This window comes from Pseudomonas sp. RW3S2, assembly GCF_014268955.1.
GTDB classification, from domain to species: domain Bacteria; phylum Pseudomonadota; class Gammaproteobacteria; order Pseudomonadales; family Pseudomonadaceae; genus Aquipseudomonas; species Aquipseudomonas wayambapalatensis.
Genome location: NZ_JABWRM010000011.1, coordinates 15193 through 39575, shown reverse-complemented (window position 1 = coordinate 39575; position 24383 = coordinate 15193). Strand labels below are relative to the sequence as shown.

The 24383-nt window shown below is 50.6% G+C and carries 20 protein-coding genes and 1 pseudogene; 11 read left to right on the top strand and 10 right to left on the bottom strand.

Annotated elements, in window-relative coordinates; all coding sequences use genetic code 11:
- The first annotated feature begins 208 nt into the window (after nucleotides 1-208).
- Together HU748_RS16835 and HU748_RS26250 are read left to right on the top strand one after the other, a co-directional pair.
- On the top strand, nucleotides 209-763 hold the full coding sequence (locus HU748_RS16835) for a hypothetical protein (protein WP_162801906.1): 555 nt from the start codon (nucleotides 209-211) through the stop codon (nucleotides 761-763).
- A 628-nt stretch (nucleotides 764-1391) separates the two neighbouring features.
- Complete coding sequence (locus HU748_RS26250; RefSeq protein ID WP_189657718.1) at nucleotides 1392-2189, top strand: hypothetical protein; 798 nt, start codon at nucleotides 1392-1394, stop codon at nucleotides 2187-2189.
- 169 nt (nucleotides 2190-2358) lie between these two features.
- On the opposite strand, the gene HU748_RS16825 is transcribed toward HU748_RS26250, so the two are convergent.
- The 5 genes and pseudogenes from HU748_RS16825 to HU748_RS16805 form a co-directional block, all read right to left on the bottom strand.
- Nucleotides 2359-3072, bottom strand: a complete 714-nt coding sequence (locus tag HU748_RS16825; RefSeq protein ID WP_114942718.1) for a hypothetical protein — start codon at nucleotides 3070-3072, stop codon at nucleotides 2359-2361.
- A 205-nt stretch (nucleotides 3073-3277) separates the two neighbouring features.
- A pseudogene (locus HU748_RS16820) lies at nucleotides 3278-3729 on the bottom strand (FCD domain-containing protein); the annotation flags it as partial.
- Between the two features lie 633 nt (nucleotides 3730-4362).
- The gene (locus HU748_RS16815) at nucleotides 4363-5493 is read right to left on the bottom strand and encodes a DUF3800 domain-containing protein (RefSeq protein WP_114942719.1); all 1131 of its coding nucleotides are present in this window, start codon (nucleotides 5491-5493) and stop codon (nucleotides 4363-4365) included.
- A 548-nt stretch (nucleotides 5494-6041) separates the two neighbouring features.
- Nucleotides 6042-6827 (bottom strand): hypothetical protein, encoded by a 786-nt coding sequence (locus HU748_RS16810; RefSeq protein ID WP_186721183.1) that lies wholly within the window; start codon nucleotides 6825-6827, stop codon nucleotides 6042-6044.
- A 116-nt stretch (nucleotides 6828-6943) separates the two neighbouring features.
- Nucleotides 6944-8094, bottom strand: a protein-coding gene (locus HU748_RS16805) for an IS3 family transposase (protein ID WP_114942721.1) whose coding sequence is annotated in 2 segments (ribosomal slippage) — nucleotides 6944-7857 and nucleotides 7857-8094 — 1152 coding nt in all. Because the reading frame shifts where the segments join, the coding sequence is not laid out codon by codon here.
- A gap of 148 nt (nucleotides 8095-8242) precedes the next feature.
- On the opposite strand from HU748_RS16805, the gene HU748_RS16800 reads away from it, so the two are divergent.
- From HU748_RS16800 to HU748_RS16790, 3 genes are all read left to right on the top strand, one after another.
- Nucleotides 8243-9307 (top strand): hypothetical protein, encoded by a 1065-nt coding sequence (locus tag HU748_RS16800; RefSeq protein WP_114942722.1) that lies wholly within the window; start codon nucleotides 8243-8245, stop codon nucleotides 9305-9307.
- A 402-nt stretch (nucleotides 9308-9709) separates the two neighbouring features.
- A complete protein-coding gene (locus HU748_RS16795; protein ID WP_114942723.1) occupies nucleotides 9710-10582 on the top strand; it encodes a hypothetical protein in 873 nt (290 codons plus the stop codon).
- 7 nt (nucleotides 10583-10589) lie between these two features.
- Nucleotides 10590-11459, top strand: coding sequence for a radical SAM protein (locus tag HU748_RS16790; RefSeq protein ID WP_114942724.1), 870 nt, complete (start codon nucleotides 10590-10592; stop codon nucleotides 11457-11459).
- Between the two features lie 230 nt (nucleotides 11460-11689).
- Here HU748_RS16790 and HU748_RS16785 read toward each other — a convergent pair whose 3' ends face one another.
- Nucleotides 11690-12502: a hypothetical protein gene (locus HU748_RS16785; RefSeq protein ID WP_114942725.1), complete on the bottom strand. Its 813-nt coding sequence runs from the start codon at nucleotides 12500-12502 to the stop codon at nucleotides 11690-11692.
- Between the two features lie 293 nt (nucleotides 12503-12795).
- On the opposite strand from HU748_RS16785, the gene HU748_RS16780 reads away from it, so the two are divergent.
- The 6 genes from HU748_RS16780 to HU748_RS16755 all read left to right on the top strand — a co-directional run bounded on the left by HU748_RS16780 (nucleotide 12796) and on the right by HU748_RS16755 (nucleotide 17890).
- Nucleotides 12796-13767 carry a hypothetical protein gene (locus HU748_RS16780; protein WP_114942726.1) on the top strand — a complete coding sequence of 324 codons (972 nt, stop codon included), beginning with the start codon at nucleotides 12796-12798 and terminating at the stop codon, nucleotides 13765-13767.
- Nucleotides 13768-14059: 292 nt separating this feature from the next.
- On the top strand, nucleotides 14060-14728 hold the full coding sequence (locus HU748_RS16775; protein WP_238343393.1) for a KilA-N domain-containing protein: 669 nt from the start codon (nucleotides 14060-14062) through the stop codon (nucleotides 14726-14728).
- Nucleotides 14729-14917: 189 nt separating this feature from the next.
- The gene (locus HU748_RS16770; RefSeq protein ID WP_114942727.1) at nucleotides 14918-15208 is read left to right on the top strand and encodes a hypothetical protein; all 291 of its coding nucleotides are present in this window, start codon (nucleotides 14918-14920) and stop codon (nucleotides 15206-15208) included.
- Between the two features lie 262 nt (nucleotides 15209-15470).
- Nucleotides 15471-15818, top strand: coding sequence for a hypothetical protein (locus tag HU748_RS16765; protein WP_114942728.1), 348 nt, complete (start codon nucleotides 15471-15473; stop codon nucleotides 15816-15818).
- Between the two features lie 407 nt (nucleotides 15819-16225).
- Nucleotides 16226-16957, top strand: a complete 732-nt coding sequence (locus HU748_RS16760) for a hypothetical protein (protein WP_114942729.1) — start codon at nucleotides 16226-16228, stop codon at nucleotides 16955-16957.
- Between the two features lie 78 nt (nucleotides 16958-17035).
- Nucleotides 17036-17890: a hypothetical protein gene (locus HU748_RS16755; RefSeq protein WP_186721181.1), complete on the top strand. Its 855-nt coding sequence runs from the start codon at nucleotides 17036-17038 to the stop codon at nucleotides 17888-17890.
- 219 nt (nucleotides 17891-18109) lie between these two features.
- Here HU748_RS16755 and HU748_RS16750 read toward each other — a convergent pair whose 3' ends face one another.
- The 4 genes from HU748_RS16750 to HU748_RS16735 are packed head-to-tail and all read right to left on the bottom strand — an operon-like array spanning nucleotide 18110 to nucleotide 24377.
- On the bottom strand, nucleotides 18110-19414 hold the full coding sequence (locus HU748_RS16750) for a site-specific integrase (protein ID WP_114942730.1): 1305 nt from the start codon (nucleotides 19412-19414) through the stop codon (nucleotides 18110-18112).
- Between the two features lies 1 nt (nucleotide 19415).
- Nucleotides 19416-20408 carry a hypothetical protein gene (locus HU748_RS16745; RefSeq protein ID WP_114942731.1) on the bottom strand — a complete coding sequence of 331 codons (993 nt, stop codon included), beginning with the start codon at nucleotides 20406-20408 and terminating at the stop codon, nucleotides 19416-19418.
- Nucleotides 20408-22429: a tyrosine-type recombinase/integrase gene (locus HU748_RS16740; RefSeq protein WP_114942732.1), complete on the bottom strand. Its 2022-nt coding sequence runs from the start codon at nucleotides 22427-22429 to the stop codon at nucleotides 20408-20410. The genes HU748_RS16745 and HU748_RS16740 overlap by 1 nt, the downstream gene beginning before the upstream one ends.
- Nucleotides 22422-24377, bottom strand: a complete 1956-nt coding sequence (locus HU748_RS16735) for a hypothetical protein (RefSeq protein ID WP_186721179.1) — start codon at nucleotides 24375-24377, stop codon at nucleotides 22422-22424. Before HU748_RS16735 ends, HU748_RS16740 begins: the two co-directional genes overlap by 8 nt.
- Nucleotides 24378-24383 lie beyond the last annotated feature (6 nt).

The following is a 24383-nucleotide window of genomic DNA, read 5'->3' as shown; positions in this document are numbered from 1 at the left end:
CGTGTGGCTTGAAGGCTTATGCTTCGTGTGGGAGCAACACATATCGCCTCGGGAACTCTGCGCTGCTCACACTGGGTCATACCGCAAGCGGATGTGCCCAGGGGTTGATGGATAGCTCTATTCGGCGGCTTTGAGAGAGAGCCCGATCGTGGTACGTTCCGCGCCGACACTGCCAGGTGGATTAGAGAAAACGGAGAGGGAAGGAAGGATGAGCGTTCTTGAATCCATGCGCTTGGTCTTGGAAGAGCAGCTTGATGGCCACCGGCGTAATCCATCCAAATTCAGCGGCTATGCAGAGCAGCTCAAAGGCGCGGCGCAGTTTGCCAAGAACGTCGCCACCATGCATGGCGACGGGCCCTTGATTGCCGCTGCCGATCAAGTTCTGGCGTGGCTTGACCAGCGAGAGGATGTATTGGAGGAGGAGAGCCAAGCTGAGCACGAACGGATTTGGGAAAGAGACCAGGCACGGTACAACATTCGGAAGGCTACATCTCGCTCGGTCAAGGAATTCGTAGGAATGGAGGTCGTGGATCGCCGTTGGAGCCTCCTTGTTGATGAGTACCGGAATGCGTTCCCCACGTTCCAAATTCGTAACTCTGTTGCAGACCGACTTCATCCCAAGAAGCACTCCGCCTCCATCCGGAATCACTTATGTGATTTCATCAATGCGCAAAGGCTTGGTCGAGAACCGCGCCTTTCCGAGATTCAGGCCGCATCCTCAGGCGCTGGTTGCGCATCAGGAAGAAACCCTGAAATACCCTGAGCGTGCGCTACCGGGCTTCGATTTCGCTTCCGCGTTGTTGCGTGTGGATCAAGCCGCGCATGCCCTTACCACCAACGATCAAGTAGAACCTCAAATCCAATGAACATAGAGCAGACCATATCCAAGACGTGTTTGATCTGATGCTGCTACCTGGAATGCGAGCTGTACGACGTCTAACGATCTTGCCTGATGCCGGGTTCCCAGACGCTGAGGTTGAGCTAGTTAGTGATTTGGCCGAAAGCGAAATGAGACGGCTCATCGAGCAACTGGATGATGCACACGTCATCATGGACACCTTCCACCCGTGTGCACTAGCTGAAAACCCGCTTATGCGGGGAGACGATCCTGATCAACTGCCTGACGCACCAGAGTTCTAAGGCCCTCACACCAGCACTCCCGATGATTGAGCTGCGAATGTCGAATCAGAGAGGCTCTATTCTGGAGGTCACACAAGCTTGGAATGGGAGGAACCGTAAAGAATAATCCTTCATGGGGCTATCCGCGGCACGCGCTCCGTGTTGCATTCTAGTGAAAATTTAGTCGAGGGTTGATGCCCTCTGGAATCAAGGTTGCACCGCAGGATAGCTCGCGGTGCAAGATTTATAGATCGAAAGGATCAGAGGGCACTGTGACGGCTTCAAAATTCAACAAGTTCTTGACGTCTGAGATTGACCGCCTCGATGACCTCCTCAGTGAGCGAGAGTCCCGAAGAAAGGCGTGGATCAACCATCCTCAGCTTGAGTACCCAGGTTTGTGCTTAGTCGCTTCTCGCAGCCATGCTCCGAGGCGTGAGCTTCTCGCCGAAATTGCGAACCAAATCTTGCTGGAGAGGGCTCATGCTAAAAGTGATGACGCGACCTCATCGCTGATCATCATTCCAAACCAAAGCCCACACGCCTTCGTTCGACAGATGCTTGCGACGATGAGCAAGCTTGATTTCATCACTATCGATGAATGTGCGTTGGAAGATGACGACTGGCCACGTTTGACGACTGGTGTAAACCTGATTGGGGTGTCCGATGATTCAGTCCAGGATTATGAGCCTTGGTTGCGTTGGGAAATTGACCCCATTTCACTCGATGATTTACTCACCCTCATCAGCAGTGCGGACAAGGGTGCAAGCATTCTCGTCGAGAACTACCACCAGATACAGCTAATTGCTGATCATGTTGGCGCAGTCTCAAAATTGCGATGTGCGGCTGTTACAAATGGAGTGTTCTTGTACATTGGCGGTGGGCTTTCTCACTGGCACGAAGTGCGAGAAAAAAAAGGGATGTATCTGTCTGATTTGGCTGATTGCTTAGCTGAAGCTGTGCACGTTGCCGATCTCATAACCATTTTGCCTCCTGAAAAGACCAAGTTTGCAGCAGTTGTGTTCGACTCTCGTTACGAATCGCCTTATAAAGGGGATCTGGTCTCACTATAGATGGTGTGAAGTTTTCGATGCGCTTGCCATTTTAATTAAGTTTTCTGGTCCCCTACGGCGTTGTTTCTGGCTAAGTCGTGATGGGGCAAAACGCGGGCCGGTGATAGAGCTTCCGGCCCCTTCTCCTTTTTGGCACCATCAGCGTGGCGCTAGAAATCTTGCCTATGCATCACGTCGGTTGCATGACCTCTCTCACAAGGGCCTTGCGACGCTCTTTTAAGCTACGAGCCTCACTCCGTTTAGACCTTAATGCTTTGGTTTTTGTCTTAATTGCCTTCGGCTTAGGATCAGGTGGGCATGCATCGTTGAGGAAAGTACGCATAGCCTTTCGATAATTAAAAAGCATCTCAAAGCCGACGATTATTTCATCGCCTACAGCTGGAAGGGGTTTAACGAAACCTTCAATTATCTTTAACGATTTTTCGTTCCATCGGCCATTTGCGTGGCACAAAGAGTTTCTGACTGCAATTAGCTCCAAGCACCCCTGATTTGCCCATTTGTATTCTGCGCTTACGAGAGTGGCAAGTTTTTCAACTTTAGATTGCGGCATGTCCCCAGCTTGTAGCTTAAGTTTGATTAAGGCCTCGCTCATCATTTCATCAAAAATTACTGTCAGGTCCTGTAGTAACATCTTAATTAGCTGGCTAGAGATTTCTCCGAAGTATGCGTTTGGGTCGCGCCTAAACGTTAATTCTTTACCTTCCGTTTTAGTGGGCAAGAGTGTTGAGTTGTAGGAGCAAATTGGTGATACCCAGTTGTTTGCGTCACGAAATCTTGCGTCTAGCGAGGCGAGATCGCCGAATTTTTCCTCTTTAGCCATATGGAGTGAGTGTACGATTGCGTAAAAGGTCCTAGTCCATACGTAAACACGATTCCAATCCATGGTGACTCCTCAGAAGTGTGTTGCTAAAAAGTTTTGAGCAGAGCATTTAGGACCTGTGAGTCGCTTCCAGTGGGCGCAGGCGGATCAGAACCAGGTCCATTCTCATCGGTGGTGACTACCCTCTCTGAATGCCGCGGCAGCCGCCGCGAATTACCCCAAGGGTGGCTTGCCGGACCTCCGGGATCAGCAGCCGCCGCTCAGTATCTCAGAAGTCGATTGATCGCGAACTCTTGATGATATCTGTGATAATCGGGAGCGGGGTGAGCAGGTGATCACGAATCAACGTCGTTGCCAGTGGAACATCGCGCTCAAGGATTGCTCACACCAATTTTTCATGCTCAACACGCTTTTTTCCAAGGCCTCAGGAGACAGTACAGTGCTCTTGAGCCAGAGGTGGCGATACCGCTCCGACTGGTAGCTGCACCCCTAAGCAATGGAGGCGTGGAAAGCCTTGTGCCGGTCGTCCCACATTTGCAGCATCTGTTCTTGGGGCTGCACTTCTACCACCTTCGACAGCGTGTGTGCCTTTGCAAGGATCATCGCTTCCCACGAATCATCACAACGTTCAATTGCCAGCTGAAGAATCATGGCTTCCAGATTGGCCCTGGCGTCGTAGATATCGTGCATTTCCTCGATGGACATCGGGGCCACGCGATAGGCGACATCGACAGTGATCTGATCACATGCCTTCCAGCCAGCGCCGATGCTGAGGCTTTTGCGGTCAGCAATTGGGAAACGAGCGTTCTGAGTGCTGCCAGCTGGTGAGTCATCAGCGCGACGCCTGCCCGCTGCACCAACTCAGGGGCCAGCTGATAGCTTGCACCCAGTGCGTAGGACTACCTTTCGCGCCAATTCATAGGTTGATTCAGAGTCCACAAAAAAATTGTATGCACGAGAAGAAAATTTCTAGTTTTGGGCTCTCTGGCAGGGTTCCTCTAGGTTAGTTAAAGTTTTTCAGCAGCTGAGCCTTTAGGAAATATCGGGGTTTGCTGCGAAGTCGACTGATGTTGATCCAAAAAGACGGTAACATGTTTACCGTCGCATCGTGCTCAGGTTGCTCACATACTGCGGCGTAGCCGCAATTGACTCCAGTCGATTGCTGTCGGTGCACGCGAGACTCCTGCTTCGGTACTCGGTTAAATCTGGCGGTAAGTGGCGGTCCCTTGACCATGCTCGAATCTGAAAAGACGAACGTACTCAAGGCGCTTCTTGGTGAAGAAGTGCAGGCTATGCAAGTGGCCGGGCGGTGCCGGACATACCCATACCCTGAGCATGCCTTGCCCTTCGACCTTAGACGTTGAACCGTGCCGCTGAATCAAGTCCACCAATGTCACCTTCTTCGAGTTTTAGATCTAGCATCTGGATAACGAGATCAGCCATGTCGTCTTTAAAATTACGTTCACCGTCATGGTTAAGAATTCGACCTATCGCTCCAGCGATCACATCTGACAGTTGGATAAGAGCACTGTTTTTTGATGAGGCGGTCTGCAACGAGGTCAGTTGCAGCTTATCCTCATACCGTTTTCTGAAGGTTTCCCCTACGCGGTCTCTTAGGTCGGAAATAACAAAGGAGTCCAGCGATTGCTCTTCATCCACAGTTACCTCCATCTCTCTTGGTAGATCTATCCTTCCGCTTTCCAGCTCATGAGCAGCACCACGCGCAAGCATCAGCTCATGCAGCTTGAGAATTGTTTCTTCAATCGGACGATTGGTTTTCGCCCGCTCGACTGCTATGTATTTAAAACCTAGATACTCACGATTTTCTACAATCACTCCAAGGTAGGATTTCAGAGTTTCGTAATCGCTTTTACCAAATTTGGTGAAGTGAACTTCTCTGTTTTTCCAGGCAGATTTCGCTTTCCAATCGCTTATGGCTTTGCTGGTGGAGAATACTGCTCTGCCATTGAGAATCCACACAGATGCGACAATTACGAATTTGTGCGTTTTTCCTGTTTCATCTGAAAATATATGCACCTTCTTGACGGGTGGTGAGTCATCAATGACTGCACCTTCCATTTTTTCCTCATTTCGTCTGCGCCTTTTTTTGATTTCAGTATCCGCTAAAAATAGTTCGTACTCGTTTTGTATTTTAGCGCGGGCACGGACTATGTAGTGAAGCCTTTCCAGCCTGAATAGGTCTTTCGGTTGAATCCCGCTTTCTTTGTAAAGGTCCGGTTGGAATATTTCCCAGTATTTCAATGAAAGCGAAATGTCGCTATTTCGAGTGTGAGGGTAAAGGTTTAATACGTATGCAACCCTTGGCTTCAAGGAGGAGAAGTCGGCGGCAGCTACAGAAGATAGAAGCTCTTTTTTCTCCTTCTCAATTTTTTCGTCCTTGGTTAAAACCTTCTTCTCCGGTTTTTTCTCGTCTTCATCAGATGGCAGTGGAACAGCATCTTCAATGGGGTAAACTTTGCTCATCATACATTCCTTGTTTTTAAGCTGTACGAGGTTGCGTTGAATGCTTTCAGACGCAGCATTTGTTGATGATAGCCTATGGCTTGCATTGCGTGCGGTTGACTTTTCAGGTAGCCCGTAGGTGACGGTTGCCGGTAGGATGGAAAACCTCATCAATGACAAAGGAAAATTCCATTGATTAAGCAGTGTGTAGCAGGATGAAGCCGCTGCGCTGGCAAGCCTCACTGAGGTCCAGAAGATGTACGAGAATCGCACTCAAGGCGCACCTAATCAGGTGGGCACGCGAACCTTGTCGAATAAATAGAATAAATACATTAATGATTGCGTGACACAGATGACTGAGGCGAAGAACAACTAGATACTGTGAAGCAGCAGTACGGTTCGACCAAAGCCTATCAGTCGATGCAGACACGTATCCTGGCTGCTCAGGTCCGTGGTCGGTTGGGAACCTGTGAGCAGGCCAAGGACACGCTTGGCTACTGACTCGCGCTCAATGAAAGGCAGATCATGAGTGACGTTCTGCCTTTCGTAGGGGGTTATCCGGCAAGATTTCAGAGTCTGTTATTGTCATTGCCTAGCAGGTTTGAGCTATTTGCCGGCGCCTTATGGAATGCTTCAAGACATTCTGTGAAATCATTCCTGAATTCTGAAGAGTTACGATCGTTTATCCAATAGTAGCTGCGGATTTCATTTGCTTCGGCTTCTAGCCCATTTAGTCTTTCAGAAATCGTATCAATTTCGTCTAGTGCAATTTTCTGTGTCATGGAGGTTTTTCGAAGCTCTACATATCTCCAAAACTTACCCGCTTCAATATTTGTAATTCTTTGGCCGTGATTTAAGAAGGTCGTAGTCCCTGCTTTTTTTAAGCGTGCGTAAAATTTAAGTTGGTTGATAAAGACGGCGGAAATGTTCTTGTTCGTTATCTGGGTTTGCGGTTCGTTTTTCATGAAGGCGTCGATAAATGGAAAATTATCGTCGTGCTCTGTGTTAAACCACGAAAAATACGTTCTATATGAAGGTGTTGTCGTCGCTATTTTTTCATATTCTTTGAAGTATTCATATGCGCTTACAAGAATGCTTTTCTGTTTTTCTATCAGGTTGTGAAATTCTTGATCGAGAATTTTAAATTTCTTTTCTATTTCAGATCTTGGCATCGTTTGTTGCGAGTTTCCAAAATTTCTTGATGCTCGATAAGCATAGTCGGCAAGAAAATCAGAATATTCTAGCTCTCCCTTGAGTGCCAATTCTTTTGCCAGCGCGTGAAGCTCGGCTTTGGCACCAACAAAGTCGCAATCATCTATTTTGGCAAAGATTGAGTTCAGTTCCTCATGCTTCACGTTCGAATCTCCCTATGTTGTGGTAGGCAAGTGCATTGCCTGCGTGTGGATCCGGCACCTTAGTACAGGTTTCTGTGTTCGCCCTCCCGCAGGGCAGATGAATAGCCCCTGGTTTCCTAGACACTCTCCAAGCTCAGAAAATAGCGTTTCTCATACTCTACTGGCGACAGCTGCATAGCACTACTGTGTCGACGCTTGGGGTTATAGAACAGCTCGATGTAATCGAAAATATCACTTCGGGCTTCGTCACGCGTTGCGTAGATCTTTCGTCGGATTCGCTCCCGCTTCAAAAGCTGGAAAAAGCTCTCGGCTACGGCATTGTCGTGGCAGTTTCCCCTTCGGCTCATGCTACTTATCACATTGTTGGCTTTCAGGAAGCTTTGCCAATCTGAGCTACTGAACTGACTGCCTTGGTCTGAGTGAATCATCACTTGCTGCTGTGGCTTGCGTCGCCACAAGGCCATCAGCATGGCGTCGATGGCTAGGTCGCTGCTCATCCTGGGCTTCATTGACCAACCAATGACTTGGCGAGAGAACAGATCCAGCACTACCGCCAGATACAGCCACCCTTCGTAGGTGCGGATGTAGGTGATATCGGTCACCCAGACCTTATTCGGCTCACTGACCTTGAACTGCCTGGCCAGATGGTTGGGCGATGCCGCTTTTGGTTTTCCGCCATAAAACCCAGTACGACGGCGATAGCCCGTTTGCGAACGCAGCCCCTCTGCCTGCATCAAGCGACCGACTCGATTTCGCCCACAGATCTCTCCTAGCTCTCGCAGGTCATCGTGAATCTTGCGATAGCCATACACGCCGCCGCTTTCTAACCAGGCCTGCTTGATCAAGCCAAGCAGGCGCTGATCTTCTTTGGCTCGGGCAGATTGAGGCTCGGCCAGCCAAGCGTAGTAGCCGCTGGGATGCACCTTGAGGGTTTGGCAAAGGCGACGCACTGGGTAATCCGTCGAGTGCTTGTTGATGAAGGCGTACTTCAGCCGCACGCCTTGGCAAAGTACGCGGCGGCCTTCTTTAATATGTCTCGCTCTTCTGTCACCCGCTTGAGTTCAGCGCGCAGCTTGCGCAGTTCAGCCTGCTGATCATTGTCTTGCTGACGCTGCTTTTGGGGCTTGCTGTAGACCTTGATCCAGGCGTAAAGGCTGTGCACGGACATGCCCAGGCGCTGGGCGACCTCGGCAACAGGTTTGCCTTTTTCGGTCACTTGCTTGACCGCTTCGATCTTGAATTCTTCGGGGTAACGCTGACGACTCATGGCACCTCCTATTTGGGCCTCATTATGAGGCTTGGAGGTGTCTACGAAACCAGGGGCGATTCAAGATTTTGTGAGCCTGCCACGCTTTGAAATCTCCGTCGAGCACTGGTATGGTCCGATCTAGAGCGTTTCATGGTAAGGGAGAGGCATGAAGATTTGGGCGTGTGCAAAGGATGCTAACGGCTTCATAAACCGGGAGGATGGTCGGTACAAACTGTTCTTCATTTGGCAAGTCCTCAAGATTCGCCGCCTGAACCCTGCCGAATTTAGCGCGCTTACTTTCTTCAGTACCCATTCCCGCGTAGAGAAGCGCCGCGAGATGATCGCCGTCAAGAATGGGTATTTTCGGTACAAGAGCGCCGATGTTCAGGCTACTCGATCTGGTGATAGCGATGGAGAGTCCCTTCCACACGCCTATCTGATAGCCATCCTCTCACAGCTTCAAACGATCAATTTCAAGATTGGTGATGAAGTCGTCCCATTCACGTTCACACGCCTTGTAGCGGAGGAAACTCGGCTGCGATTCGGGAACGGCAATGTCTATGTCCCTGACCTGTATGGCGAGTTCACCTCTGACAACCCGTTCTACAAGAAGTGGGGAGGGAAGCTGGCGATTGAGGTCTGCTACTCCAATCCGTGCAGCATGCAAAAGATTGTCGATTTCCGTGACCACGGAATCCCCATTATCGAAATCAAGATTGCCAAAAGCATTAATATAGAGACGTATTATGATAAAAATGACATTGAGGGAAGTATTGAGCGGGGCTACCGGAAAATTAACGATATCGCTTCAACCCAGTTATTTTGCAGAGTCCTCTCTGACCCAGTGAGTATTGAATATCATCAGAATTATGTTAGGCAAGCTGACAAGGATCGAGTGGAGCTGGCAGAGAAAACCAGACAGGATATGTTGGCGGCTGTCAGAAAGTGCCGTGAGACGGAATCTTTTGCTTCTGATGTTTCCAAGCAGCGAGACAGTATTGCTGAAGCGAAACGTTTGCTGGCAAAGGACAAGGCTGCTTTATTGGCTTCAAATGATGGTCTGACGCAAACAGTGGAACAACTGAAGGTCGAGCTGGGAAAATACAAGGCGGCGTATATGAGCAGGGGCAACGAGATCAAAAGCTTGAAGGGCGAATTGGAGAATGCCAAGGCGGGATTTTGGGCAAAGGTCTGGCGGGCTATCAGCTCTGTGAAGGCACAAGGAGATTGATCATACTGACTCCGGCTCGCCGTCCAGGGGCAAACTAGCTGCGGCGACGAGGAGCCCGATTCAGTTGGCGCGGATTATCGAGCACGAACTGGCCCGGTCTCCGATGCAGAAGCGAGGTTAGATTTTTCAGAAGAGGCTCAGAATTTCACAATCATGCCAAAATAGTGGCGTTTCGAAGCGTTATCGCCAATCATAGTGCCCGGCCTGGGTGCTAAGGGTTTGGTTCCGCAGCAGGTCCAGAGGACAGGTGCTGCTGTGGCAGGGATTGGCTTGGATGTGCTCCCTTCACCGTTCAGATGGGTGTCCTACTCCCGAGAGCGCCGAGATCTGTGCTCACGTTCGTAAGCACAAATTTTCGCCCTTGCATAATTAATAAAGACAAAAGCTTTAAGGTAAGGATAGATGTCGCATTCCAAGCGAAAAGGTATCGAAATTACGTTCATTGTCATCGAACTGTTGCTTTTTGTCGGGGCGATAGCTACCACCTACCTTAGCTCGAAGGGCTACTGGGGGCCCTTCTTTAGCATATCGATCATCCTTTGTGTGGCCTTCCTGGGCCTGAAAATCGCCCAAGCCTTTCCGAGGTTCAAGGAAATCTGGGTGCATGAGACCCTAGCGGGCAAGATCGCTTCCTCTGCTCTTCAGCGAGGCGTTGTCGACTATTTTGACATGTTGAATGCGTCTGAGCAGGCTAGGCGTAACGCTGAAACTCAAGCTGACATCGCTAAAGCATCATCGATGCTGCTCTGTGCGAACTCTGGCGCTTCTTACCTTGATCAGGGGGTCTACCGGCACTGGCCGGCGATCCAAAAGCGACTGAACGAGGGGGTCGAGTTCCGGGTCGTGATGTTGGACCCATACTCAGGTGAAAAGCAGTATCGGAATGATCTCAACGTCAGCGGCGATCAGTTTGGTTCAAAGATGAATTTGGCCAATCTCATCAACCTGCACAACCGCTACCCCAACCTTGAAATTCAGTTCGTCAAATTTGGCATGCATACGACTGTCTTTGCCGCGGACAATGTTTTGTACGTCGATCCTTACACCGTAGGGGTGATCGATGATCGAATCGAAAACCGCAGCTTCACGTTGAAGATTGAAAACTGTCAGTCTACTGACGGCCCGAGCCTGCACCGTATCTACAGGAGCCATCTGGTTACTCTTCTAGGATCTGGGGAGTCGCTGGAACATTGGCTGGTGCGCTGCAAGGACCAGTTGCCTCCAGGACTGCCACAGGTAAAACCTCGTAAGCTCCGCCAAAATCACCCGGCGTAGAGGGCTTATGCACCGTTCTGGTCCGCTTGATAAGGCCAATCGACCAAGCCGCGTCGTGCTTAATTTCACTCACAGGTGCTCGCTCAACTGTGAGTGGTGTTACGTGCCCTTCGGATCTCCGAAAGCTGAGCGGGATACCGTCCTGGCTGTCGTGTCACGCGTTGTTGAGCTTGGATTCACCTCCATCACGCTAGGGGGTGGTGATCCATTTCAATACTCTTTCATTGGCGACGTCGTTCGCCTGGCCGATCAGCTCGGGTTGAATGTCCACCTTGATACGCACGCGCGATCCCTCCGCCATACGCGGGCTAACGCTGAGCTGATCACCGAGTGTGTAGATCTGATCGGCTTACCTTTGGACGGCGCCTCGGCAGCTATCCATGATCGCATGCGCGGCTACATTGGTCATTTCGATATCGTGGTGCAGAGGCTGGGCTGGCTTAAGGGCTTAGGCACGAGGGTGAAGATCAACACCATGATCTCAAGCCAGAACGTGTCCGAACTACCCGAACTTGCTCGTTTAGTACGCACGCTTGCGCCTTGGGGCTGGAGCATCTATCAATTTTGGCCACTCGGGCCTGCACAGGCAGTTGCTGTGAGGCACGAAGCCTCCGCTGAAGAATTCGCTGTGAGGGCAGAGGAGGCTAGCATCATCGCTAGTGGCGCAGGCACCACGGTTGTTGAAGTGTCTAAACAATTGCGGCGCCGCTCGACCTATCCTTTGATCTACCACGACGGCTCGATAAATGTGCATTCCGGCAACGAGGTAAACAGCCTTGTTTGCATCGGATCAATTTTTGATGCTGACGCTCGTCAAAAGATTGATGATCGGTGTGGTGCTGAGAGGATTGAAGCGAAGCCGCGCTACACGCGTTGACGGAGGTCCAATCGGGTGTGGCTTTCTCGGCGCTGTACGGAATTTTAGTAGCCATCCTGCTGACCCGGCATTGCACCTCGCAGGCAAAAACAGTCAACGCGCAAGGTCGGGTACAGAAAGAGGGGGCTGACCGTCGCGTTAGAAGCTGCTCTCTCCTGATGTTCCATTTGGGTCAGTAGCTCGCGTCCAGTTTTCAATGGGGCGGTTCTAAACAGCGCGCTCCTACGGCGCTAGAAAATTGTCTTAATCACCTTCTCCACCCCAGCGATGAGATCTTCTACCTCCCCTGGTGTAGGTTCGGCAGCATTTTTATGGCCACATTTGTTCCTGATGTCTCCAAGGAAATCAATGTGCCTGGACTGCGCAAGGTCAATCACATCTACCGCTTTCAGCGCGATGTTGATCGGATTAATGGTTTTTGCTGTTTTGGGCAGGTTGTGCTTGGCCGCTAGCTCTTTGAGGTGACCTTCGAGGACGACCCCGGCGACGGCGCCGGCAGCGCGGGTATAACCATTTTTCAAAAGGCTTCTTGCGCTATCCAGTTCGTCATCGAAGACGTCTGCCTGTACGAGCTGCTTGATTTCAAAAAGTGAGCTTTCGAAGCGTCGTTTGATCGCATTAACGATCGCAACCTGCTGCCGAAGTAAAACAGATGCTGCCTTCGCATCAACCCTGACCACACCTGCGAAGCTTGCGCTCAGGCCTTGGCAAGCATCTTCGATGCGATAGCTTTCCGCAGACACTTCCTTTCGTGCCTTAGGTTTTTCGTAAAGCTTGATGAAGTCATTAAGCCGATCTGGCATTAACTGCCTGACCAAGGTAACGGCTTCCGAATACCACTCTTGATATGCCGTGGGAAACGGCTGAATTTTTTTCATGAAAACAGCGACTTTCTCTGCATCCCCTTTTAGAGAGTTGGTCAGGTCTGCGACGTATTTGTCTCTGTCGGTGTACATGAGAGTAAGGGATTGTTCTACCCAGAATGCTTCCGCCACCAGGGCGTCCAAATCCTTTCGGTACTTCTCAAGACATGATGCAGTCATATCGATCCCCCGTCAGAGGCCTTTGAAGCGCAAGCGGTCAGGGTAAAGGTAAGTGGCTGTGATGGCCACTGGCTCGTGCTTGGTGATGAGGGGGCGAGCGGTTTTTGAGGCTGCTCCAGTAGCAAGATGCAGCCAGGAGTACATTTGTACTCAAATTGCATTTCGTTCGCTCAATGACGCTTGGTGTCGCATTTTGGTCCTGTTAACATCCGGGTGTGTATAGGCATACAGTTTGAGAGGGAAGCAGTGCCTCTTGGACCCGATCATTCAAGCTAGATGTGGGAGGCCAGTGGATGCACTCAACTGATGACTTCGTCCCTCTGGAGTCTGCAATCGGATCGCTGAGGCAGACCGCTCCAGCGTTCCTCAAGGCCATTGCTAGCGCTGTTAGGACGTATCGACAGTCTGATGTGGTGTCGAGCGAGCTGGTCAGCTCTCGTGCATACGGCAAACCGATTCCCGGCTTCACTCTGACTTACTCCCACCTAGGTGACTACCTTGACCTCGCTGTCACTAAGCATGCAGGGGTCTTCATCGAGACGGAAGCAGGAGTTTTCCGTGCCGAAAATGTGTTCATCAATCGCAGGTGGTTGATGGCGCTTAATGAGCTAGCGATTCTGCAACCGGGTGTAGCACAACCCATAGCACTGCGTTCCTTCGGGACACAGAAGGCCAGCGTCACTCCGCTTTTTCCGCAGCTCGAAGATCAAACTCCTGATTCAGTTCGTGCCGAACTAAAGCGACTCAAAATCCAGATAGAGAGGAGTCTTGTCCTCCCTGGAGAGGATGCGCGCGACCGAGAAATCGAAAGCCTTCGAGCCCAACTGACCAGCCTGGAAGAAGCCAAGTCGCAGAGCGATGAGCTGTGTACCGCTCAGGCTATGACTCTGAAGATGCTGACCTTGGAGAATGATCAGCTTCGTAAAACCAGGGAAGAAGCAGTGTCGTCTAGAGTGGTTCCGGCCTTCGTGGAAGCAGTGCGACCAGCGGAGCGTCCCATTTCGAATGTCGAGATGCGTAACTTGGCTATCCGTGAGGCCCGGTGCGAGGCAGCGAAGCTCGCGATGGCGCTTTGGGCCAGCCCAGATCTTGCCGCCTGCCGTACCGGCAAAATGGCCCAGCTGGTCAGAGATCACATAGATGCCAAATACGCAGAGCTTTTGCCGGCGACGAACATTTCACTGGCCAAGTGGTTGTCGTCGGATGTCGCCCCGCCTTCAGCAAGGCGTCGAGGCAGGCCTTCGAAATCTGATCCAAATAAATAAACTACACATCCGGCCGGATATGTAGTTTTCCGGCCCCGTTCAGCAGTTTTAACCGTTGGATATCCCTGCCAGCATCCTCGTCGTCAATCACATTTTGACGTCTGGAGGACGTTGCGATGCCCCTTCTTTACATACCTAGTCCCTCTCTCTCCGTGCTGGAGAAGCCTCAGCAGACGAGGAGTCTGAACGCTCAAAGAGACCTTCCAACAGTGGTGGCCTGCGGGGCTGTCGCAGGCTCACGCGTCTCCGAAGCCAATTTGAAAAGCAATGATATTTTGCCAGGAGGTATTGCATGAAAATGCGGAAGATCGTGACGCACGAGTACGAAGGCATGCCAGTAAGCTTCGATATGGAAGGGTGGATGAATGCGTCGCATGCCGGCGGTTTGTTTGGGAAAGAGCCTGGGCACTGGTTTGGGCTTGATTTGACTCAGCAGTACATCACTGGATTGGCCAGCAGGAGAGCCTTGACGCTGGAGACGTTGATGGTGAGCCGACGTGGGAATGAGAGGCTTCGTGGGCTCTGGCTTCATCCTAAACTGGCAGCTAAGTTTGCTCGCTGGCTTTCGATCGATTTTGAGATCTGGTTCGAGGATCAAGTAGAGGCTCTGACATCGAGAGATGCTGTGGCCGTTCAAGCGGCACGTCGCCAAGCTTCGACGAGCTATCGAAGCCTCTGCGAAGCTTTGGTGATCACTCATCGAGCGGTAGGGAAGGAAACGAAAGCCCATCACTATATGAATGAGGCCAGGCTCATCAACGAGGTGCTCACGGGAGTCTTCCAAGGCAGGGACCGAAACCAGCTGACAATCGCTGAGCTTGAACTGATTACACTGATGGAAAATAGGGATGTACTGCTGCTCGGTCAGGGGAAGGGCTACTCGGATCGCAAGGTTGCTCTCTCTGAGTACCTCGGCCAGCTCTGTGATGGCCGGGTACAGCACTACGGCCAATTAGGGTGAGCAGGTGAATTGAAATGCTTTCTAACAGGTTTTCGTTGAGCTAGGCCCGCGCGTCCAGTGTAGGCCTGGCAGTTCTCCCGGGTTTGCACACATGGATTGTATGGCCGGTAGGCCCTGCACGTTTATGAATGTTATTTGCTATTATAACCCTGAGTGCTTCCAGTATCAGATTTAGCAAAGAGCGCAGCTATGAGCAACGAGTTGAATGAAGAAGATATGCGCCGGGCACTGTTTGGCGTTAGTACGCCTGCGCAGATTGATTCCAGAAGTAGTGATGGTCCTTTAAAGAAATCAGTCGCGGCTCGGCTTGGTTCGTTGATTCGCGTTACATTGCATGTGACCAACGAGTATGAAGGTGACTATAAGGTGGTTACTTATGATGGCAGTAATTTAAGTCGACTGGTTGTGGAGCTTGAAGCGCAGAAGAAGTACAAAAAGAAGTTTAGGTATGTCACCGTGGTTTCAGTTGATAGGGTTTGAGGAGTTATAAGCGGTTCTCTTGAATGCGGGAGCCATTTGGCCTGCCGCGCGTGTCAGACACTCGGAGTCGCATTCGGAGCAATTCTTGGCACAAATCGGCGGCGAACGTCGCATTGGACCTATGTGGACAGGTCCACCTGCTAGCGAAGTACTGGTGGTGAGAAAATTTTCGAAAGACAGTAAATGTTATGCCTGACTGTGCCGAATAGTGTGGTGGGGCGAGCCGAAAATCGGCCGCCGTTTCACCTGATAAGGCTAGAGAATGAAAAAGCTGTACAAGCTGTTCCGCTCCGCTACCAGCATTGCTGGTGGGCTCGTTTCCCTCGTCCGCAACTACTGCTTGGATAACCCTTGGGTCATACCTGCTTTCAAGAAGCTGTTGGTGGTTTTCAGCATCGTCATCACCATCGCATCTGCGGTGCTGTGGCACATTTCGGCGACCTGGCAAGAAGATATCGCCCAGGTCCAAAATCCGGACCAGGCCATGGTTGTCGCAATCACGGTTGCGGCTGCAAAGTTGAACACCAAGGCGGCAATGCTAGGGGTCATGGCAGCATTGTTGAATGGGGTGTACTTCTGGCTTGGTACCTTGAGCGAATCTGAGAAGTAAACCGCGCATCCTGCGCCTCACCATCTCTTGGGCAGGTCTCAACCTTGGTGGGGCGCTTTTGAGGTGGGACATCCATGCTGCATATCCGGCGCGGTCTCGCGTTCATTGAGTTACGGCGGTTCCAATTGGCAAGCTGGGGGATGCAGTGTGGGCTTTGAGTACATTTGTACTCTGGCTGTCTTGGTGTGCCGTGGCCTTTTCGAGCAGCCTGCCTGGAGCGGGGAGTGCAGCTGCTAGCGTTGCCCAGAAGCTCGTCTGGACCTAAGGGGAAGCCTACCCGGTCAAGTGGAGCGCACCTTCCTCGTCAGAGCCAAGGTCAGGGAAGTCAATCATATGAAGTGGTGGCGTATGGCTACCTAGCAGGCTAAATTCGAACTGCAATCGCACCCATCCAAGGAAAGGCAGCAATGAATCAGTACAACGCACCATTGATTCTTGAATTGAAGCGACGCATCGAAGAAGACTTCACGTCCACCAATTGGGAAGAGGTAGGCTTACTCACGGACAGTTCCCACATCATCACTGGGCATTCCAGGCTGTTGAGAAGCTTGAGCTTCGGAGATTCAGATTACGGTGGGAACATCATTTCTGTGCTCAGGGCTATGTCGGACCACAATCCGGGCGCATTGACCGTGGTCAAGGACTACTTGGACCAGTGGTATCCAGACCAAAACGTTACCTACATCTCCGCAAAGCCCTCAGAGCGAAAGATTTCTTTTGCACCAAACGTCTTTTCTATCCCTGATGGGGATGTAGAAGATGACTTGGTTACCGTGATGATGCCTTTCGCTGGTTTTGATGGTGTCTACGAGGCGATCAAGGGCGCTTGCAAAGAGGTCGGCTTCAGGTGCCTGCGCGCTGATGATATCTGGGACAACTCCTCAATCATTCAGGATATTTTTAGCCTAATTTACCGTGCGAAGATCGTGATTGTTGACTTCTCAGGTAAAAACCCAAACGTGATGTATGAAACAGGCATTGCACACACGCTTGGGAAAACGGTCGTGCCTCTCGCTCAAATAGTCCAAGACATCCCATCGGACATGGTCCACCACCGAGCGCTTATCTACTTGAAAAACGGCGAGGGCCTTGCCAAGCTTCAGGAAGATCTGGTCAAAAAACTTCGGATGATCAGCTGATTCGAATTGGCTATTGGAGGTTTGTGTTTCACTAGCCTCCAATTCAGTAGTCTGTTAGGTCACAGGGTGGTGCCGCAAATGTTCAACATGTTGATAAAAGCTGCTGAGTGGAGCGAAGGCAGAGACATTTTCTGGAAGAGCAGGGTTTTTGAGTATACAAACGACGATTTGAAGGGGCAGTTCACCATAAATAATGTTCCTGATTTCGAGTCGCTAATAAAACATCCTGCTTTGTTCATTGAGGAAACCAGTCGCGATCGTCAGCAGTACGGGAGAGTAGGGCGTATCAGCAGGGTGGTGCGAAACGGCGGTGACGAGATTACGCTTGAATATCATTTTGATCCGGCGATACCGCCAATTCCCCAAAAGGACTTGATCAGGCTTGCTCCTTTGCTAGGAATGCCGTCAGGTCGCTTTGGCCACTACACGCGAACGCATTGGTCGATCAAAGATATTGATATTTATCACGTGCTTTTGACGGAAACCTTGCGTAATCAGCGGTCACCAACGGTCTTCAAGCTGCCGCCGTCACAAACTATCGATTCCAATCTTATTTCGGCCATGATGCCTTTTGCGGGCTTCGACCCTGTCTGGGCTGCCATTCAGCAGGTGGCTGAAAACAGCCAAATGAAGGCTGATAGAGCGGACAGCATCTGGGAGCATCAGGAAATCATCCAGGACATAGTAGCGTTGATCGACAGGTCGGCGGTGATCGTTGGTGATTGTACTGGTCGGAACGCCAACGTTTTCTATGAAATAGGCATAGCTCATGCACTAGGTAAGGAAGTCATATTGATCACGCAGAACGCTGCTGATATTCCATTCGACCTAGCTCATCTCCGGAACATTAGGTACCACAACAACGGCGAGGGCATTGAGAGGCTGAAGGTTGAGTTGAGCGGCCGAATCGCTAAGATTCGCCATCAGGGTTGAGTTTTGGCGTCGCGAGTTGAGCGAGAGCGGCATCTGCAAGGCTTGCAAAGAGGAGGCACGATTATCTACCGGGCGTGTCCGCCCAAAAGCGGCCACTGGTTGATGTGCTTCGTAAGCGCAGCGAGAGGAGTTTGGCTTGATCAAGGTGCGTGAAGGCCCGCTCAGCCGACGTCACAATTCCCTGCGAGAATGGGCGTCCTTGGGTCTAATTAGGCGACTTCACTCGTTCAGCGCAATCTCTCCGCGATTCAGTTGTTCGATGAAGCTGTGCACCCCGCTATGAGCGTGCTTTAACAGCTCAGTGGTCCTACCTTTATTCGCAAGCGTAACGACCCGAGCCATATCTATATAGTGCTCGAAGGTTGTTTCGAGATCTTCGTGGCCCATCTGATTGCGCAGGACTTCTCCGGCAGCCGCCCACATAACGTCCGCTGATTCAGTCAATATTTTCTCGCCGAAGAAGCGAATAAGGAACATGGTCGGCCACCAGTGTCGGGATTCGTAGAAGTTAATTGACTCTCGGAAGTTTTCGTCTATTTCTAGGGCTCTAGTCTTCGCAGCGTTGCCTCGCGACGCAATTTTTGCGGCTGTAACAGGTACGCCATGCTTGTTTAGAAACAGAATTGATAATGGGCACTCGTGGCCAAATCTTTCTTGATACTTCCTTCTTCTTTCGTTGAGATGCGGCTTGATGTAGCTTTCGTCCAGTGCTTTAAGGTCGTCCCTATGAATCACGATTGTTCGAGTTTTGTTTCCCTTGCTGTTATAGACAGTGTACTCAAATGTTTCTGGAGTCTTATCCATTTCGGAAAATGGCATAATGTGCGAGTTGGCGCCGTTTCCTAAGAATGGGAATTTGCACAAGTCCATCGGGCGCATGGCCGTGCCGAGCGCTAGGTTGAAGAGGGTGGCGTACACAGGATCGATAAAGCACTGCAAATAGGTTTTAATTTCGCTATTGGTAATTAGGGTTCGACGATGCTTTTGCCTAGCCTCTTTATCAAGCATTCGGTAGTTTTTTGCATCAATCGTGGTCCGTGCTTTTGCCTGAATGTAGCTCAGCAGCTTGGTGCGGTTGAACCTGGCAACGGAGGTGCGAGTTTCAACGTTGATGTTCGTGCCGTAGCCTGAGGTGTTGAGCCACTGAAAATATTTCAGAAGAATTTTAAGGTCTTCGTAGATGGTCGCGGTAGTCGGTTTTAGGCTTTGGGCGGCAACACGCGCAGTCTGTCGGCTGTACTGCCAGCGCTTGATTTCACGGTCGGTCACAATGGCGTGGTAGACGGATGGGTCATGCTCCTTGAAATTTTCTTCAGTAGCCAAATACCGATAGAACATCGAGATGATGCTCGAATAGCGTGAAGATGTGCTGATTGACAGTCTGCTGGTGGAGTAAAGGAAAAGATTTGGAAAGCTCAGTAGCTGGCTTTTCTGCCCCGTATGAGCGATTAGCACATAGTGACTCACCGGGATGCCTAATTCTGGCGATATGTACTTCACTACCTTTCGCTCTATGGTTAGCATCTTAATCACCTTGAGTGGCTCGGTAATGAACGATGCGGGTGACATCAAGATTCATTGTCAATGGATCAGCATCATCAGCGTTTCTTGTCTCTATCTCGGGGACGTTGTTAAAGAAGAAGCTGCGCCGGGCTTTGGTTTCGCTTTTAGATTTCAAATAAGGAATGTAGATGGAGAGGGATCTGGTGGGCGGTAGCTTGTCGATGAAAGCGGTAACTTCAGTTCGATCAAAAATTGGGAATCGTACGATGATGTGCGGAAGTTCATCCGGGCACGTGAAGTTGTCGAAGAAGATTGAGAAGCGAGTGAGGTACCTTTCTGCAAAGAGTACGATATGGCAATTTTTGTCTGAGGCGAGCTTTTTCACGCTATTCAGTGCTGCACTGATTGCCAAGTCTTTTTTGTCTTCAAAATCATCTTCGTTTTTCGAGGCTTCATAGGCTTTAATCGCCTTGCTCAGATCAACGTCAACCTTGATTTTCTCGCCAATACCTTGCTCGGGTCGGGTGCCATTTGCCGCACCAGGTCCCACCGCTTGCTTTGCGCGAGTTAATTCGATCTCTAGCTGATTTATCTGCTTGATTAACTCTGCATTGTGGAGTGCTCGCTTCTCCGCAGTCACGCGCAAATCGTTCGCACCATGAATCGTCAAATCATTCATCATGAGCGATGAGATGTAGCTATCTAGCGTCTTTTTCATCTCCTTTTCGTGATCAGAATCAGATTGGTCGAGCTTCTGCTGGAGTTCGACTAGCGACGAGTGGTACTGGTTGATGAGTTCCTTAGTCTGACTGCTGGAGGTGTCACCCATAAGGTCAGCCAGGGCCTTTTTACCCGCGGCATAGTCCTTAAGATCCGCGTAATAGCGGTTGAAGGCTTGACGAGAGATTCCAGCCATCTCAGAAAGCTTGTTAATGGTCAGTGCTTTGCCTGGATAGCTGGAATGATGGGCGATGATGAGGTCCATCAGCTTTCGGCGTGTAGCATTCATCTCCATCAGGACACCTCAAGCAGAGGAATGCGCAGCGAACTGGTGGCTTCGGTATCATGTAGGTTGGCCAGGTGGCGTTTGAGAGCGTCAATTTTTATCAAAATCTTGCGTTTCGCACGTAGGCCTACGGAGTCACCACCGTTTTCCAGCAGTGTTTCGTAAAAGGTGATGCTTTCCTGCATTGACGTCCCCGCTTTCGCGAGCACAACGGCGTTGCGGCACTCGATCTGACAGTTGCTGGGGTCTGGGAATATTCGACCTTCAGGGCGGCCACGACCGGCTAGGCATGGCGGTAGGGCGTCCTCATCAAATTCCTCTCCTGTGACGCAGTACGTACCTACCGCGGTGCGTCCAATGTAGACAGGGGAGCCAGCGGTCAGCAGGTGGCTGACGTAGACCAGGATCGAAACCTTGAGCCGCTTGCCTTTGAACGCGTCCGGGCGTTTGGAGATCTGAGCATGCAGCCTTTCTGCGGCTGGTCCAGAATAACCGCCATCACGGACCGCGGTAACGATCTCGTGGAATTCCTTTGAATAGCTTTGCTCCAAGGCCACTGCGACTGTACGCACAAGGTAGGGGTTGCGACTGATGTAACGCAGCGTCATTGCGTAAGAGTGGTGTCCAAAAAGGAGTCTGATAACATCAATGTTTCGCTCGCTTCGATGGATCAGAATCTCCGCGATGGTTTTTCTAAACCTGTGTGCATGAATTCGCTCAATGCCAGTCGCATCTTCCAAATCCAACAAGATTTTAGGAGGTAGATCAGGATGCTCATGCGTTACAGGTGTCGTTGTGTATGCAGTCTGAAAAATGAAACCTTGGCGATAAAAACCATGAATAGAACGCAAGCTTTTGAGGTTTTCAATAATCTCGCCAACATACGTGGGTAGAGGTAAAGAATCGCTCTCCCCGTTATAATTCGGGTCAATAGATGTCTTGAATCTAATAACATCTATACTATACCGTCCGGCTTCATCTTTAGTCACGTGATCGAACTTTAGCGCGCCCATCTCGTTGCGGCGAAGTCCAGTGACTAAGGCCACAAATATGAACACAGCATTTCTAACTTTATCGACTGCCTGTGCATATTCTGAAATCCAGTAGTAGCGATACGCCTGTCCACCTTTAGTCCTTACTCCGTAAGTCCTGGAGTAATTCATGACTCTTCTGCCGTCAATTTCGATGTCAGTCATGCGTTCAAGGTCGAGTTGGCGATCGGCGCGCCTCACCGTACCGAGTTGCTCGAAGCCACTCTCCTTCAGATAATTAGCTGTCTCCAGTAGCCGGGGGGAGGCTTGCTCCAGCCAAAACAATGCATGGTTCACAAGCTGTTCAAGCTCTTGTTCCGAAAATGGTAGCCATGCTTGAAGTGAGCCTTCAAAATGCTTTAAGACATCTTGGTGCCTTTCGCGCGTATCGATTGCAGAAATTTGCTCGGGCAGACGGAGATGATCTGGAATTAATCTGTGTGCCGAAATCGCCAGCCAGAATCGTAGAGTGAAAAAAAGTCCAGAGTAATGACTCGGTTGACCGCTCATTTTTGCATCATCCAATGCTTGGTTGAGCATCGGCGTAGTGATCATGGCGATGTGTTCTGGGATCGCCGAAAGCTTATTCGGCTTCAATACATACTCTTCGATGAATCTGTACTCGTACGCTCTCTGCTTGGTCGAAGAGAAGGCTTTGATTCGCGCAAAGGGTGTGAATGATGGTACGAGGTGATAAACGATCGACCGTTTAAGCTCCCCGGAGCCAGGAAGATCAGAATCGAAATATATAGTCACAGTCCTACCGCGCCCCCCATCTTGAAAGGTCCAGTAGGGCTGGTGGTATTGGGAGAAGAGAGAAACGGGAAAGTCTCCATCCGGGAATGATTTCAGCTTAGCCAATAACCCGCTTTTAGAAGACTCAAGTTTTCCCTGGGTCTCCTGAAGGAAGCCCTCAAACTCCGCTAGCGCCGCTTCCTGTTCGTCTTTTTCAAATTCGGCGATGAGGCGATCCTGCTCGTCAATGTTGTCCTTACTCATTTAATGCCTCATCCTCAAAAATAATGCGAAGACTTGCCAGATCTCGGGGTAGCAGCGGTGCGTGGCGGCGACGATATCGCGCAGCTTTTTTGATCTCATCCTCCTCATGGGAGTAGTTGATCAGAAAGTCCAGGGTGTGCATCTCCCAATAGAGTTCAGCACTGCGAGGGCCGTCGCTTTCGACTTCGAGTTCATATTCAACGTGAGCCATGCGCTCCATCAGATAAGGCAGCGAGTCCTCAAAAATTCGAACCTTAGAGCAGCCAAGGCATTTCTCCAGCTGGAAGCACTTCTGGCCAGGCCGGACGTAACTCTCGTGACCAGGCCAGTCAGGTGCCAATTGGTTCTCGCAGCCCCAAAGTGGGCGGTCTTTACCTGGTAGGGTGAAAATTTTTACCTCGCAGCTTGCCTGCTCATTCGCTTGCTTGCTCAGAAGCCCCTTGAACTGTCGGGAGATAAGCAGGCCTGTGATAGCCTCAAGCTCATCGCGCAAACGCCCTTTACGTTCCTGCATGGCAGCGCCGCTGGAGTCGTAGTAAATATCCGTGGTTCCACTGTCAGCGTGCCCGAAATGGGTACTGATTATACTCAGAGCGGTAGTTATCTTTTTTCTCAGAAGCCACGTTGGTCGCAGGCGGGTAGTGACATCTTTTGACTTGGTAAGTCGTTTGCCATTTTCAAGTACCTGATATTTCTTCAGGAACTGCTGAACGCCATTGGTGTAGGCGATCATGACAGAGGCAGAGGTGTGGCGGCTCCCAACCCTGAACCAGTCCCCCCACGCTCGTAAGCAAAGGTAGAGTTCGTTGCGCTCTCCTGGTGTGGACACCCCTGGTCCTGTATCAAACTCGTACCCCTTAAGCGGAGCAGAGAGCCGTCCAGCCAGCAAAATCAAGTTATGGATCGAATACGGATCTTCTCGATCACTGAATGCCGTAATCTGTTTCGGGGCGTCGTAAGGGAGATCTAAGCCTTGAGACCTGTTCTTCTCAGAAAATATCACTGACAGGCTCTCATCGACAGAGCCAGAAAGGATGTGCTCGAAATCATCACCATCAATATCGATTACAGATTCTTTGTTCCATCCCGATTGGAGAAGGAGGAAGAGAATAATCGCGGCTTGATCTGTGGTTGTTGGAAAGTACATTTCTAACAGATTATCGAGCCTGAAATTTTTATTGCGCAGCGTGTACTTGTGGAAAATTGTCTTAAGAATCGTATCGCAGTCCCTTTCGAAACTCATGATGTTCGTCGGGCTCATCATGGCTGCTAGCTCTTCTAGCGATTGGCTCATTGGGAAGCCATAATCCAACAATGTGCGAAGGCTTCTGGCGTGATCTATTTCCCACTTTCCAATGAGAAGGGGATTGGTTGAGTCGTTAGGTGGAATGGAGTCAAAGTGGTAGGGTTCAGCTTCGGCTACCACCTCTCGGTAAGCAAGTTTCTTATAAAGCTGGTCAATATGTGCTTTCAGGCCCCGTTCCAGATCGTTGAACGCATCATCGCCTAGAGGTTCGGTCTTGTTGAACTGCGGGCGGGCGACAATTGGAAAAAGCAGCAGAGGGATGGTGCCATGCTGCTTGGCCACAACTCCAAAGGCGCTTTTCAGCTTCTCTGCGTATACGATCCGCTCTTTTTTTCGGAGCAAGAAATCCTGGAAGCCCAGGAAAATCTCGATTGTGATGTCGCCGAACGTAGAGGGTCGTAGCTCCTCGGGGTTGATGCTTGCATGCTCAACCAAGTAATCGAAGAAATGTTTAATTCCCTTGGCGAGCATCCATCCGTTGGCAAACACTACCCCAGGCGTATAGCGAAGAAACACGTAATGAAGCGTCTGGCATAAGTTCGAGTTAGAGTCGAAATACGCGTGCTCTAGGTATTGCGCGCGGACAGTTCTACCGCAGCGCGCCTCTATTTCCTGGGTGGATAGTGATTCGGGAATTAGCATTAATCA

Bases quoted from the DNA above. Each gene is read 5' to 3' on its own strand.
- HU748_RS16735 (WP_186721179.1), bottom strand. From the start codon at position 24,377: ATGCTAATTCCCGAATCACTATCCACCCAGGAAATAGAGGCGCGCTGC.
- HU748_RS16740 (WP_114942732.1), bottom strand. From the start codon at position 22,429: ATGAGTAAGGACAACATTGACGAGCAGGATCGCCTCATCGCCGAATTT.
- HU748_RS16750 (WP_114942730.1), bottom strand. From the start codon at position 19,414: ATGCTAACCATAGAGCGAAAGGTAGTGAAGTACATATCGCCAGAATTA.
- HU748_RS16790 (WP_114942724.1), top strand. From the start codon at position 10,590: ATGCACCGTTCTGGTCCGCTTGATAAGGCCAATCGACCAAGCCGCGTC.
- HU748_RS16815 (WP_114942719.1), bottom strand. From the start codon at position 5,493: ATGAGCAAAGTTTACCCCATTGAAGATGCTGTTCCACTGCCATCTGAT.
- HU748_RS16780 (WP_114942726.1), top strand. From the start codon at position 12,796: ATGCACTCAACTGATGACTTCGTCCCTCTGGAGTCTGCAATCGGATCG.
- HU748_RS16785 (WP_114942725.1), bottom strand. From the start codon at position 12,502: ATGACTGCATCATGTCTTGAGAAGTACCGAAAGGATTTGGACGCCCTG.
- HU748_RS16825 (WP_114942718.1), bottom strand. From the start codon at position 3,072: ATGGATTGGAATCGTGTTTACGTATGGACTAGGACCTTTTACGCAATC.
- HU748_RS16795 (WP_114942723.1), top strand. From the start codon at position 9,710: ATGTCGCATTCCAAGCGAAAAGGTATCGAAATTACGTTCATTGTCATC.
- HU748_RS16800 (WP_114942722.1), top strand. From the start codon at position 8,243: ATGAAGATTTGGGCGTGTGCAAAGGATGCTAACGGCTTCATAAACCGG.
- HU748_RS16835 (WP_162801906.1), top strand. From the start codon at position 209: ATGAGCGTTCTTGAATCCATGCGCTTGGTCTTGGAAGAGCAGCTTGAT.
- HU748_RS16770 (WP_114942727.1), top strand. From the start codon at position 14,918: ATGAGCAACGAGTTGAATGAAGAAGATATGCGCCGGGCACTGTTTGGC.
- HU748_RS16765 (WP_114942728.1), top strand. From the start codon at position 15,471: ATGAAAAAGCTGTACAAGCTGTTCCGCTCCGCTACCAGCATTGCTGGT.
- HU748_RS16745 (WP_114942731.1), bottom strand. From the start codon at position 20,408: ATGGAGATGAATGCTACACGCCGAAAGCTGATGGACCTCATCATCGCC.
- HU748_RS16760 (WP_114942729.1), top strand. From the start codon at position 16,226: ATGAATCAGTACAACGCACCATTGATTCTTGAATTGAAGCGACGCATC.
- HU748_RS16755 (WP_186721181.1), top strand. From the start codon at position 17,036: ATGTTCAACATGTTGATAAAAGCTGCTGAGTGGAGCGAAGGCAGAGAC.
- HU748_RS16775 (WP_238343393.1), top strand. From the start codon at position 14,060: ATGAAAATGCGGAAGATCGTGACGCACGAGTACGAAGGCATGCCAGTA.